Raw genomic sequence first — 13,617 nt, 5'->3', positions numbered from 1 at the left:
AGCAAGGCATCAAACCTTGAACCGCGCCACTGTCTCATGCAGCGACCCCGCCATCTGCGCCAGATCCTGGCCGGCGGTGTCGGTATGGCGGGCGCCGAGCAACACTTGTTCGGACAGGTTGCGGATGCCCACCAGGTTGCGGTCTACCTCGCGGGCCACCAGCGCCTGTTGCTCCGTGGCGCTGGCGATCATCAGGTTGCGTTCGTTGATCTGCGAGATCGAGCGGGCGATTTCATCCAGCGCGTCTCCCGAGCGCTGGGCCACTTGCAGCGTGGTTCGCACCCGTTCGCTGTTGCCTTGCATCGCGGTCAGGGCCTGCTCGCTGTCCTGGCGGATATTGCCGATCATGTCTTCGACTTCCCGGGTCGAATCCTGGGTGCGATGGGCCAGGGCCCGCACTTCATCGGCCACCACCGCAAACCCGCGGCCGGCATCCCCGGCGCGGGCCGCTTCGATGGCCGCGTTCAGCGCCAGCAGGTTGGTCTGTTCGGCAATGCTGCGGATGACGTCCAGCACCGAGCTGATGTCCTGGACGCGCCCCGCCAGTTGCTGGATGCGTCCCGACGTATCGGTCACGCCGTCGGCCAAGGCATGGATCGACGCGACGGTTTCCTGGACCTGTTCACGGCCGCGCTGGGCGGTTTGCTCCGAGAGCCGCGAGGCTTCGCTGGTGCTCACGGCGTTGCGCGCCACCTCATCCACCGCCGCGGTCATCTGGTTCACCGCCGCGGCGGCCTGTTCGATTTCCTGGCCTTGCAGCTGCAACGTACTGTTGGTCTGGCTGCTCACCGCACTCAACTCCTCCGAAGAACTCGCCACCCGATCCACCGACGCCGCAATCTGCCGGACCATGGCGTTCAGGCTCTGTTGCATGTCATGCATGCTGCCCATGACGCTGTCGTTCGCTCCGACGCCCACGGGTACCCGGATCGTCAGGTCACCCCGGGCGATGTGGCCCAGCACCCGCGCCGCATCAGTGGGTTCCCCGCCGAGGGGCCGGGTCACGCTGCGGGTCACCAGCATCGCGACGGTGCTCACCACGGCCAGGCACGCCAGCACCAACGCGAGCATGTTGCGTCGCGCTTCGCTGTAGCGCGCCTGGGCCAGTTGTTCGCGCTCGACGAAAATCCTGCCCTGCAAGGCCATCATCGCCTCCAGGCTTTTGTACACCTCAAGCTCCGCCGGGATCACGCCTTGCTTGAGCTGCGTCATCGCCTCGTCCGTCGCGCCCTGGCGGATCAGCGCCTGCACCTGGACAAACGCGGCCACGTAGGCCTCGCGGCGTTTCTTCAATTCGGCGTAGACGGCCTTGCCCTCGGGCTGGTCGAACAGCGGTTCGAGCGTCGCAAAAGCCTGGGTGATGCGCTGGCGGGTGGTGTCGATGGATTGCTGGACCTGCGCGTTGTTCTTGTCGATCAACAGGTCCCGGGTGTTCCTCGCGTTATCGCGCACGCCCGTGGCGATTACCATGATGGGGTCGATCTTCGGCCAATCGCGCTGGACGATCTGTACCGCCTGGTCGCGCAGCATCGCCAGGTCATTCAAGGCGTACAGCGCCAGGGCGATCAACGCAAAGGGCGCGATGGCGAAGCCGATCACGATACGTTGGGCAGTGGTGAATCTGGTCATGTCAAATGCTCCCTGTTCAACTACCTGCCAAATGGCAGCGCATTTGAAAACCATTGGAAAAAATCTCGCCCGGTACATCCCGGGCCGCTGTCGATGAGGGTTGCCGCGGTCGCTCAACTGCGTAATACGAACGAGGGGAACAACTCGCGCATCGCGGCCCACAGCTCAGGCTGCAAGGCGTGTGCCGAAACGCTGGAAAGGTGGGGGTCGAGCATCCGTGCGGTGCGCACCAGTTGCACGGCAAAACGACTGACGCCCCGCTCGCTCAAGCGGCGGGCCAGGGCCAACAGTCGGTCGGGGTCGAACAGATGCCAGTGCACGGTGGTGCGGCACTCGTAGTCCACGCCACTGTCGAGCAGATGGTCGAGGCTGCGCCAGTTCGCCGCGCCGCTGCCTTCGACCCGGGTCACGTCCAGGGCATCTTCGGGCAGGGCCTTGACGTCGAAGCCGACCCAATCGGCCAGCCCGACCACTTTGGCGAAGGCCGGCGGCTTGATGCCGGCGCTGTGCAGGCCGATGCGAAAGCCCATTTGCCGCACCTCCTCCATGGCCGCGGCCAGGCCGTCCTGCAAGGTCGGTTCGCCACCGCTGAACACCACGGCATCGAGCAAGTCCTGGCGGCGCTGGAGGAACGCCAGCACCCGACACCAGTCCACTTCTTCGCTGCCGCGCGGCGGGATCAGTTGCGGGTTATGGCAATAACGACAGCGCCAGGCGCAGCCCTGGCAGAACAGGACGCAGGCCAGTTGGCCCGGATAATCGAGGGTGGTCAGGGGCACCATGCCCCCGACCCGTAGCACTCGACTCATGGACGCCCGGCCGCGCGTTCGGTGAAGTGCACCCGCTCGCGATGCTCGGACTGCTTGCCAGGGTTGAAGGCCGCCACCGGGCGGTGATAACCCATCACCCGGGTCCAGACTTCGCAACGTTGACGCTGCGCCTGTGGAATCGTTTGTACTGCGCTCATGGATAAAGCTCCTTGCGGTCGATGGATCGGATCAGTGAACGCTGCCTTGGTGCTGCTGTTGCAGCAGCAAGGCTTCGTCGCATTTCGGGCAGAACTCATGTTCGCCGGCCAGGTAGCCGTGCACCGGGCAGATGGAAAACGTCGGCGTGATGGTCAGGTACGGCAGGCGGAAACGCCCCAAGGCCTTGCGTACCAGTTGCTTGCAGGCCTGCGTCGAGGAAATCTGCTCGGCCATGTACAGGTGCAGCACGGTGCCGCCGGTGTACTTGCATTGCAGTTCGTCTTGCAGCTCCAGGGCTTCGAACGGATCTTCGGTGAAGCCCACCGGCAGTTGCGAAGAGTTGGTGTAGTACGGTGCGACCGGGCTGCCGGCCTGGAGGATGTCGGGGTAGCGCTTGAGGTCTTCCTTGGCGAAGCGATACGTGGTGCCTTCGGCGGGTGTCGCTTCGAGGTTGTAGAGGTGGCCGGTTTCTTCCTGGAAACGCAGCAGCGTGGCCCGCACGTGGTCCAGCAACTTCAGGGCGAAGGCCCGGCCTGTTTCGGTGTGCAGGCCCTCCTGGTCATCGGTGAAATTGCGCAGCATTTCGTGCAGGCCGTTCACGCCGATGGTGGAAAAGTGATTGCGCAAGGTGCCGAGGTAGCGCTTGGTGTAGGGGTACAAGCCGGCATCCATGTGATGCTGGATCACCTTGCGCTTGACCTCCAGGCTCTCCTTCGCCAGTTCCATCAGGGTATCGATGCGTTGCAGCAGCCCGCTGGTGTTGCCTTTGTACAGGTAGCCCAGCCGCGCGCAGTTGATCGTCACCACGCCCAGGGAACCGGTCTGCTCCGCCGAACCGAACAGGCCACCGCCGCGCTTGAGCAGCTCGCGTACGTCCAGTTGCAAGCGGCAGCACATCGACCGCACCTGGTTGGGTTGCATGTCCGAATTCAGGAAGTTCTGGAAATACGGCAGGCCATAGCGGGCAGTCATCTCGAACAGGCGGTCGGCGTTTTCGCTGTCCCACGGAAAATCATGGGTGATGTTGTAGGTCGGTATCGGGAAGGTGAACACCCGGCCCTTCGCATCGCCGGCCTGCATCACTTCGATGTAGGCACGGTTGATCAACTCCATTTCCGCCTGCAGGTCACCGTAGGCGAACGGCATCTCTTCGCCGCCGATCACTGGGATCTGCTCGCGCAGATCCTGGGGGCAGACCCAGTCGAAGGTGAGGTTGGTGAACGGCGTTTGCGTGCCCCAGCGCGACGGCACGTTGAGGTTGTAGATGAACTCCTGCAGCGACTGACGGACGTCGTCGTAGCTGAGGTTGTCCTTGCGTACATAGGGCGCCAGGTAGGTGTCGAACGAACTGAAGGCCTGGGCGCCGGCCCATTCGTTTTGCAGGGTGCCGAGGAAATTCACCATCTGCCCCAGGGCGCTGCTCAAATGCTTGGGCGGGCCGGCCTCGACCCGTCCCGGCACGCCGTTGAGGCCTTCATGCAATAACGTGCGCAGGGACCAACCGGCGCAATAGCCGGCGAGCATGTCCAGGTCATGAATATGCAAATCCGCCTCGCGGTGCGCCTCGCCGATGGCCTGGCTGTAGACCTCGTCCAGCCAATAGTTGGCGGTGACCTTGCCCGAAACGTTGAGGATCAACCCGCCCAGGGAATAACCCTGGTTGGCGTTGGCCTGCACGCGCCAGTCCTCGCGGTCCAGGTATTCGTTCATCGACGTGGCGACTTCCACCAGCGTGCGGCGATCCCGACGCAGGCGTCCGTGTTGCTCGCGGTAGACGATGTAGGCGCGCATGGACAGGAAATAGCCGGCGTCCATCAATACGCGCTCGACCCGGTCCTGGATCTGCTCGACGTTCAGCCGCGCCTGCCCTTCCAACCGCGCCAACACCGCCTCGAGCAAGCCTTCGGCCTCGGCTTCGGCGTATTCGCCGGTGGCCCTGCCAGCGGCGATCAACGCCTGGCGGATCTTGTCCGCGTCAAAGGCCACGACGCTGCCATCGCGCTTGTGCAAGCGGTTGCAGCCTACTGAGATCAACGTGCTGTGCATTTTGGCTCCAGATACTACATATAGGTGTTATTTATCTTAAAGACACAATATGCAGTGGAGGATACGTCTCAATAGGTTGCCTGAAATTGACCGACATCAAGAAGGGACAATGATCTGCAAAGCTGTTTCACCAACGCTGAAATGCCGTGGCGAGGGAGCAAGAAGCTCCCTCGCCACAAAGCCGCCACTCTTACCCACCACTCATGTTCATGAACCGCACGATCTGCACTTCCCCAGCGGGGCTGAAGTCATGCTGCAAAGGTTTGCCTTTCAATGCCCGTTTGATCGACTGCATGATCGGCTCATCATCCAGCGGATAACGCCGCAACAACCCCCTGAGGTCCAGCGAATCTTCTTGGCCCAGGCACAACAGCAAGCGCCCTTCGACGGTCATGCGCACGCGGTTGCAACTGGCGCAGAAGTTGTGGGTGTTGGGCGAAATGAAACCGATCCGGGTATCTGGATGACGCTCCAGGCGCACATAACGCGCCGGTCCGCCGCTGCTCTCGGCACTGTCGAGCAAACGATGGTGCCGGGCAATTTCAGCTCGAACTTCATCACTGGAACAGAACGACTCACCACGGGAACGTCCCACCTCACCCAAGGGCATTTCCTCGATGAAACTGATGTCGATGCGCTGGTCGATGGCGTATTGCACCAGCGCCGGGACTTCATCGAAGTTGCGCCCTTTCATCACCACGCAGTTGAGTTTGATCCGCTCGAATCCCGCGCCGGTTGCCGCCTCGATACCGGCCAGCACCCGATCCAGATCGCCGTTGCGGGTGATGGCTCGGAAGCGTTCGCCGTCGAGGCTGTCGAGGCTGATGTTCATACGCTTGACGCCAGCATCCACCAGCGGCCGGGCCAAGCGGCCCAGTTGCGAGCCGTTGCTGGTCATCACCAGTTCCCGCAGGCCGGGCAACGCCGCGATGTCGCGACACAACCCGACGATGCCCGGGCGGATCAGCGGCTCGCCTCCGGTGAGGCGAATCTTCTTCACCCCCAGGCCGACGAACAACCGCGCCAGGCGCTGCAGTTCTTCCAGGGTCAATACTTGCTGGCGCGGCAGGAAGGTCATGTTTTTCGCCATGCAATACACACAACGAAAATCACAACGATCGGTCACCGACATCCGCAAATAATCGATCTGGCGCCCAAACCCATCCTGCAACACCCCGTTCATGCGTACCTCCCGGTTGAACCGCTGCTCACTGCACCAGCGGCGAGTCGGCGCCCTGAAGATGAATACCGCGAATATCCGCCGCACCGATCAGGGTTTGCAGGTACTGCACCAGCGCTTTTTGCCACACGCCCTGCTGCAACTGGGTTCGAATCGCCGTCGCCACCGCCTCGTACGGCAACGGCTGGCCGTCGATGCGCTGGTCGATGCTGATCACGTGCCAGCCATAACGACTTTCCAACGGCTTGCTCGCCAGGCCCGCCGGCAGCGTGAACAACTGGCGCTCCAGCTCCGGCACGGTCTGGCCCTTGCTGATCTGCCCCAGCGAGCCGCCCTGCTCCTTGGACGGGCACGCCGAATGCTTCAGCGCCAACTCGGCGAAACTGCCCGGGAATTGGTCCAGCCGTTCCAGCAGCAACTCGGCTTGTACATGAGCCAGGCTGCGGGCCTCGGCATCGTCCGGCGCGCATTCGAGCAGGATGTGCCGTACCGCCAGCAACGGTGCGCTGTGAAAGCGCCCGCGGTTGCTGTCGTAGTAACGCAGGCAGGTGGCCTCGTCGCACTGCGGCACCTGCACCTCGCGCTCGAGCAACAGCCGCGTCGCCGCTTCTTCTTCGTTTTCACCGGCACCGACCTGCAACGCCAGGCCCAGTTCGGCGATACGTTGCTGGAGCAGTTCACGTATCACCAAGGCGCGGGCGGCCTGGTAGACCGCCTCCTCACGACTTTGCGCCGGGTGATATTGCAGCTCTTGGGCCATCGCCTGCGGGGTGATCAACACCCCGTTGACGCTGATGATCGGCCATTCCTGCTCGCTGCTGGCGATCAACTGCGGCGCTTCATCCGCCACCGTCGGCTCGGCCTGGGCCGGCTCGAACGCCACCGCCCCTACCGGTTCGATATCGACTATCGGCGCGGCTTTAGCCGAGGAACCACAACCGCCGCCGCCATTACCGCCACCACATCCGCATCCACTCGCCATGATCTTCTCCTCAGAACTTCTGCCGAACGATTTGATAACGACGCCCCAGGTACCAGACCGGCGCGCTGACGATATGGACGAGACGGGTGAAAGGGAACAGCACGAACAGGGTCAGGCCGAGCAATACGTGGAGCTTGTAGACCAGACCCACCGGGGCCATGGCCGTGGCGGCCTCGACTGGCTTGAGTAGCACGGTGTTCTGCGCCCAGTCAGCCAGCATCACCATCACCGAACCGTCCATGTGGGCGGTGGATGCGACGATAGTCATCAGGCCGAGCACCAACTGCACCAGCAGTACTACCAGCACCAGGATGTCCGACACATTGGAGGTGGCGCGAACCCGTGGATCGGTCAGCCGGCGGTTGAGCAACATCAGCAAGCCGATCAGCCCAAGCACGCCGAAGAAACCGCCGGAAACCATCGCCAGCAACTGCTTGTTCTCGGTGCTCAGGAAGTGGTGATAAACCGCCGAAGGCGTCAGCAGCCCGACAAAATGCCCAGCCAACACGAACAGCACGCCGACGTGGAACAGGTTGCTGGCCACGCGCATGCCGCGCTTGTTGAGCATCTGGCTCGAACCGGCCTTCCAGGTGTACTGCGACAGGTCGAACCGCGCCCAGCTGCCGATCAGGCAGATCGCCAGGGCGACATAGGGATAGACCCCGAACAACAACAGATCCCATTTAGACATTGCCCACCTCCCCGGCGGGCGCTGCGGCCCGCCCTTCATGCTGAAAATCCACCCAGTGCAGCGGCACCGCACTTTCTTCCCGGACCCGACCCGGCGCGCTCGGCATCGAGCTGCAACGGTCTTGCTGCTCGGCCTTCATGAAATCCACCGCCTCTTCTTCCCAGACCTTGTCCAGGGCTTCGAGGGAGTCGTCCCGATGCTCGGCCTTCACCTGCTCAAGCATCTCGGCCACCGCCGCCTGGGGTTCGGCCCCGGCGATTTGCAGCAAGGCGCGGAAGCAACTGGCGTAGGCGCTTTCCCGTTCGTCCAGGCGCGCCGCGAGCAAGGCCAGCAGGTGCGCGACATCGGCCAGGCCCTCGCGGGCCTCAAGGTCTTCGCGGGTGGACAGGAATTCCAGGTACAACGGGATGTAATCCGGCAGTTCCTTGATGCCAATGGCAAAACCGGCTTCTTCGTACTGGGCCATCATGTCGACCATGGCCTGGCCCCGGTCGCGGGACTCGCCATGCACGTGTTCGAACAGCAGCAGCGACAGCGAACGGCCCCGGCCAAACAACGCACCGTAATGCTCCTGGCCGTCCATCAAGTCCTGGCCGCAGATCAACTCCAGCAGCTCGAACAACCCGGCACGCTGGGCGGGACTGATTTCCCGCGCCTGCACGATCGCCTGCTCCAGCTCGTCGCGACCGGCCACCAGGGTCTCGGTCGGGTAATCGAGCAGCAACGAAATCACCTTGAGAATGCGCATGCTCATTCCTCCCACAACTGCACGGTCTTGATCACGTCGCGGCGGTTGGCTTTCTTGCCACCGAACATGTTGGTGTCGGAGCTGCCGCTGCAACCACTGCCAAAGCTGAAACCACAACCGGAGCGTTCGGCGAACGCATCGCTCATGGCATCTTCGCGGTGGGCGCTCGGCACCACGAAACGGTCTTCGTAGTTGGCGATGGCCAGGTAGCGGTACATCTCTTCCACCTGGTTCACGCTCAAGCCGACATCGGCGAGCACTTGTAGGTCCTGCACGCCGTCGACCTGCTCGGCACGCTTGTAGGCGCGCATCGCCAGCAAGCGTTTCAGCGCATGCTTGACCGGTTTTTCATCGCCGGCGGTGAGCATGTTCGCCAGGTAACGCAGCGGGATGCGCAGGCTGTCGACATCCGGGATCACCCCGTTCATGCCCACGGTGCCGGCGGCGGCCGCGTTCTGGATCGGCGACAGTGGCGGCACGTACCAGACCATCGGCAAGGTGCGGTATTCCGGGTGCAGCGGCAGCGCGAGTTTCCAATCCACGGCCATTTTGTAGACCGGCGAACGTTGGGCCGAATCGATCACCGACTGCGGCACGCCATCGGCCAGGGCCTGGCGAATCACCGCCGGGTCGTTCGGGTCGAGGAAGATTTCCAGTTGCTTCTCGTACAGGTCTTGCTCGTTGGCGGTGCTCGCCACTTCACTGATGCGGTCGGCGTCATACAGCAGCACACCGAGATAGCGAATCCGGCCAACGCAGGTCTCAGCGCAAACGGTCGGCATCCCGGCTTCGATGCGCGGGTAGCAGAAGATGCACTTTTCCGACTTACCGCTCTTCCAGTTGAAGTAGATCTTCTTGTACGGGCAGCCGCTGATGCACATGCGCCAGCCGCGGCATTTCTCCTGGTCGATGAGGACGATGCCGTCTTCCTCGCGCTTGTAGATCGCACCGCTCGGGCAGGACGCTGCGCACGCCGGGTTCAGGCAGTGCTCGCACAGGCGCGGCAGGTACATCATGAAAGTGTTTTCGTACTCGCCGTAGATGTCCGCCTGGATCTTGTCGAAGTTCTTGTCCTTGCGTCGCTTGGCGAATTCAGTGCCGAGGATTTCCTCCCAGTTCGGGCCCCACTCGATCTTCTCCATGCGCTTGCCGGACACCACCGAACGCGGGCGCGCGGTGGGCTGGTGCTCGCCCAGCGGTGCGGTGTGCAGGTGCTGGTAGTCGAAGTCGAACGGTTCGTAGTAATCGTCCAGGCTCGGCAGGTCCGGGTTGGCGAAGATGTTCGCCAGCACGCGGAACTTGCCGCCGATGCGCGGGTTGATCGAGCCGTCGGCGTTGCGGACCCAGCCGCCCTTCCACTTGTCCTGGTTTTCCCATTCCTTGGGATAGCCGATGCCCGGCTTGGATTCGACGTTGTTGAACCAGGCGTATTCCATGCCTTCGCGGCTGGTCCAGACGTTCTTGCAGGTGATCGAGCAGGTGTGGCAGCCGATGCATTTGTCCAGGTTCAGGACCATGCCGATTTGTGAGCGAATCTTCATCTCAGTTCTCCTCGATATCAGTCGGCAGTGGACGCGGCAAATCGTCGCCACTGGAACCGTCGAGCCAATCGACCTTGACCATCTTGCGCACCACGACGAATTCGTCGCGGTTGCAACCGACCGTACCGTAATAGTTGAAGCCGTAGGCCTGTTGGGCGTAGCCGCCGATCATGTGGGTGGGCTTGAGCACCACGCGGGTCACCGAGTTGTGGTGGCCGCCACGGGTCTTGGTGGTTTCCGAACCCGGCACGTTCACGATCCGTTCCTGGGCGTGGTACATCATCACCATGCCTTCCTTGACCCGCTGGCTGACCACCGCCCGGGCGGTCAGCGCGCCGTTGGCGTTGAAGCATTCGATCCAGTCGTTGTCCTCGATCCCGGCGCGCTTGGCGTCGATTTCCGAGAGCCAGACAATCGGTCCGCCACGGCTCAAGGTGAGCATCAGCAGGTTGTCGCTGTAGGTGCTGTGGATGCCCCACTTCTGGTGCGGGGTGATCCAGTTCAGGACGATCTCGGGCTGACCATTGCTGCGTTTGCCCTTCACGCCTTCGATGGTGCGGGTGTTGACCGGCGGCCGATAACTCATCAGTTGCTCGCCGAACGCCTGCATCCACGGGTGATCCTGGTAGAACTGCTGGCGACCGGTGATGGTGCGCCATGGGATCGACTCATGGACGTTGGTGTAGCCGGCGTTGTAGCTGACGTGATCGTCTTCCAGGCCGGACCAGGTCGGGCTGGAAATGATCTTGCGCGGCTGGGCCTGGATATCACGGAAGCGAATCGCCTCGTGCTCTTTCGACACGGCCAGGTGGCTGTGGTCGATGCCGGTGAATTCCGACAGCGCCGCCCAGGCTTTCACCGCGACATGGCCGTTGGTTTCCGGCGCCAGGGACAGGATCACTTCGGCGGCGTCGATGGCGCTGTCGATTTTTGGCCGGCCTTGGCTGATGCCCGCGTCGACTTCCTTGTGGTTCAGCTCACCGAGGAACTTCACTTCGGTGTCGGTGTTCCAGTTGATGCCCTTGCCGCCGTTGCCGAGTTTTTCCAGCATCGGGCCCAGGGAGGTGAACTGCTTGTAGATGTTCGGGTAGTCACGCTCGACCACTTGCAGGTTTGGCGCGTTCTTGCCCGGGACCGGCGCCACACCGGCGCTTTTCCAGTCGGTGCCGCCGAATGGCTGGGCCAGTTCGCCGACGCTGTCGTGCATCAGCGGTACGGTGACCAAGTCCTTCTCGACGCCCAGGTGGCCGACCGACATGGCCGAAAATGCCTTGGCGATGCCCTTGTAGATTTCCCAGTCCGAACGCGACTCCCAGGCCGGATCGATGGCGGCCGACAGTGGGTGGATGAACGGGTGCATGTCCGAGGTGTTCATGTCGTCTTTTTCATACCAGGTCGCGGTCGGCAAGACGATGTCGGAATACACGCAGGTCGAGGACATGCGGAAGTCCAGGGTGGTCACCAGGTCGAGTTTGCCAATGGCGCCCTCGTCGACCCATTCGGCTTCGGTAGGCTTGCAGTCACCGACCTGGCCGATGTCTTCGTTCATCACGCCGTTCTTCGTACCGAGCAGGTATTTGAGCATGTACTCGTGGCCCTTGCCCGAAGACCCGAGCAGGTTGGAACGCCAGATGAACATGTTGCGCGGGAAGTTGACCGGGCTGTCCGGCTGTTCGCAGGCAAAGCGCAGGGAACCGTCCTGCAGTGACTTGACCACGTAGTCCTTCGGATCAAGGCCTGCGGCGGCGGCATCGCGGCAGATATTCAACGGGTTGGTGTTGAGCTGCGGCGCGCTGGGCAACCAACCGGCGCGTTCGGCGCGGATGTTGTAGTCCAGGGCGTGTTCGGGGAACTGCGACTTGTCCGCCAGGGGCGAGAGCACATCGTGCATGCTCATCTTCTCGTGGCGCCATTGCGAGCTGTGGCCATAGAAGAAGCTGGTGCCGTTCATCTGCCGTGGCGGACGGTTCCAGTCCAGGCCGAAGGCCAGGGGCAGCCAGCCGCATTGCGGACGGAGTTTTTCCTGGCCGACATAGTGGGCCCAGCCGCCGCCGGTCTGGCCGACGCAACCGCAGAGCATGAGCATGTTGATCAGCCCGCGGTAGTTCATGTCCATGTGGTACCAGTGGTTCATCGCCGCACCGACGATGATCATCGAGCGTCCCCGGGTCTTGTCGGCGTTGCCGGCGAACTCGCGGGCGATCTGGATCGCCTTCTCGCGGCTCACACCGGTGATCTGCTCCTGCCAGGCCGGAGTGCCGGGCACCGAGGCGTCGTCATAGTCCTTGGCAACGTTGGCACCACCGAGGCCACGGTCGATCGCCAGGTTGGCCGCCGACAGGTCGAACACCGTGGCGACTTTCGCCACGCTGCCATCGGCCAGCACCACGCTGTGCACCGGCACCCGGCGGAACTGCACCGCGTCACCGGCCACATGCTGGAAGTACTCCTGGGCTTCGCCGGCGAAGTACGGGAACGCCACCTCGGCGACGTCGCCGCCGATCAGGCTCAGCTTGAGGTCGATGTCACGGCCTTCGCCACCTTCGCGGGGCAGGATGTTCCACTTGCCTTTCTCGCCCCAGCGATAACCGATGGAGCCTTGGGGCGAAACCAGTTCGCCGTTGGCGTCCAGGGCGATGGTTTTCCATTCCGGGTTGTTGTCCTGGCCGAGGTTGTCGGTCAGGTCGCTGGCCCGCAGGAAACGGTCCGGCTGGTAACCCGAACCCGGCGCCGTGCCGAGCATTGGCTTGAGCATCACCAGCACCGGCAGGTCGGTGTAGCGCTTGGCGTATTCGGTGAAATAGGCGCTCGGCTTGTCCAGGTGGAATTCTTTGAAGATCACATGATTGAAGGCCTGGGCCAGCGCGGCGTCGGTGCCCTGCTTGGGGTTGAGCCACAGGTCGGTGAGCTTGGCGACTTCCGAATAGTCCGGGGTGATCGCCACGGTCTTGGTGCCCTTGTAGCGCACCTCGGTGAAGAAGTGGGCGTCAGGGGTACGGGTCTGCGGGACGTTGGAGCCCCAGGCAATGATGTAGTTGGAGTTGTACCAGTCGGCCGATTCCGGCACGTCGGTCTGCTCGCCCCAGACCATCGGCGAGGCTGGCGGCAAGTCGCAATACCAGTCGTAGAAGCTCAGGCACACGCCACCGATCAGCGACAGGTAACGCGAGCCGGCGGCGTAGCTGACCATCGACATCGCCGGGATCGGCGAGAAGCCCACCACCCGGTCCGGACCATGTTCCTTGACGGTGTAGACGTTGGCAGCGGCGATGATCTCGTTGACTTCTTCCCAGTTGGAACGGATGAAGCCACCCATGCCGCGCTTGCTTTTATAGGAGTCGGCCTTGGCCTTGTTCTCGACGATGCTGGCCCAGGCTTCCACCGGCGGCAGGGTCTGCCGGGCTTCGCGCCACAGCTTGAGCAACGGCTTGCGGATCTTCGGGTACTTGAGCCGGTTGGCGCTGTAGATGTACCAACTGTAGCTCGCACCGCGAGGGCAGCCGCGTGGTTCGTGGTTGGGCAGATCGTTGCGGGTGCGCGGGTAGTCGGTCTGCTGGGTTTCCCAAGTGATCAGGCCGTTCTTGACGTAGATTTTCCAGGAGCACGAACCGGTGCAGTTCACCCCATGGGTGGAACGCACGATCTTGTCGTACTGCCAGCGGGAACGGTAGACGTTTTCCCAGTCGCGGGACTCCTTGCGGGTCTCGCCGTGGCCGTCTGAAAACTCGCCTTGCTTGCGGTTGAAAAACCGCAGTTGATCCAGTAAATGACTCACAGTGTGTTCCTCTCAGGCTTGCTCCGCGGGGTCTGCGCCCCGCCCACGCAATAGTTG

Annotated in this window: 10 protein-coding genes; all 10 read right to left on the bottom strand. The window is 62.7% G+C overall.

Translation table 11 applies throughout. From position 1 onward, the window contains the following. Nucleotides 1–9 precede the first annotated feature (9 nt). Nucleotides 10–1,629: a methyl-accepting chemotaxis protein gene (locus tag VQ575_RS11540; RefSeq protein ID WP_325919698.1), complete on the bottom strand. Its 1,620-nt coding sequence runs from the start codon at nt 1,627–1,629 to the stop codon at nt 10–12. Between the two features lie 113 nt (nt 1,630–1,742). After that, nucleotides 1,743–2,438 (bottom strand): anaerobic ribonucleoside-triphosphate reductase activating protein, encoded by a 696-nt coding sequence (locus VQ575_RS11535; protein ID WP_039591101.1) that lies wholly within the window; start codon nt 2,436–2,438, stop codon nt 1,743–1,745. Then, nucleotides 2,435–2,596 carry an anaerobic ribonucleoside-triphosphate reductase gene (gene nrdD, locus VQ575_RS11530; RefSeq protein ID WP_030137643.1) on the bottom strand — a complete coding sequence of 54 codons (162 nt, stop codon included), beginning with the start codon at nt 2,594–2,596 and terminating at the stop codon, nt 2,435–2,437. Before nrdD ends, VQ575_RS11535 begins: the two co-directional genes overlap by 4 nt. A gap of 31 nt (nt 2,597–2,627) precedes the next feature. After that, entirely contained in the window at nt 2,628–4,643 is a 2,016-nt protein-coding gene (locus VQ575_RS11525) for a ribonucleoside triphosphate reductase (protein ID WP_325919697.1), read from the bottom strand. A 190-nt stretch (nt 4,644–4,833) separates the two neighbouring features. Next, nucleotides 4,834–5,826 carry a GTP 3',8-cyclase MoaA gene (gene moaA, locus VQ575_RS11520; protein WP_325919696.1) on the bottom strand — a complete coding sequence of 331 codons (993 nt, stop codon included), beginning with the start codon at nt 5,824–5,826 and terminating at the stop codon, nt 4,834–4,836. A 25-nt stretch (nt 5,827–5,851) separates the two neighbouring features. Continuing rightward, complete coding sequence (locus tag VQ575_RS11515) at nt 5,852–6,805, bottom strand: peptidylprolyl isomerase (protein WP_325919695.1); 954 nt, start codon at nt 6,803–6,805, stop codon at nt 5,852–5,854. A 10-nt stretch (nt 6,806–6,815) separates the two neighbouring features. Further along, a complete protein-coding gene (narI, locus tag VQ575_RS11510) occupies nt 6,816–7,496 on the bottom strand; it encodes a respiratory nitrate reductase subunit gamma (RefSeq protein WP_039591108.1) in 681 nt (226 codons plus the stop codon). Next, complete coding sequence (gene narJ, locus VQ575_RS11505; RefSeq protein WP_325919693.1) at nt 7,489–8,244, bottom strand: nitrate reductase molybdenum cofactor assembly chaperone; 756 nt, start codon at nt 8,242–8,244, stop codon at nt 7,489–7,491. Before narJ ends, narI begins: the two co-directional genes overlap by 8 nt. 2 nt (nt 8,245–8,246) lie before the next feature. Next, nucleotides 8,247–9,785 (bottom strand): nitrate reductase subunit beta, encoded by a 1,539-nt coding sequence (narH, locus tag VQ575_RS11500; protein ID WP_045155823.1) that lies wholly within the window; start codon nt 9,783–9,785, stop codon nt 8,247–8,249. Nucleotide 9,786: 1 nt separating this feature from the next. Beyond that, nucleotides 9,787–13,560 carry a nitrate reductase subunit alpha gene (locus tag VQ575_RS11495; protein WP_325919691.1) on the bottom strand — a complete coding sequence of 1,258 codons (3,774 nt, stop codon included), beginning with the start codon at nt 13,558–13,560 and terminating at the stop codon, nt 9,787–9,789. Nucleotides 13,561–13,617: the final 57 nt, after the last annotated feature.

The organism is Pseudomonas frederiksbergensis, from assembly GCF_035751725.1.
Classification (GTDB): domain Bacteria; phylum Pseudomonadota; class Gammaproteobacteria; order Pseudomonadales; family Pseudomonadaceae; genus Aquipseudomonas; species Aquipseudomonas frederiksbergensis_A.
This window is presented reverse-complemented; position numbering and strand designations above follow the sequence as displayed.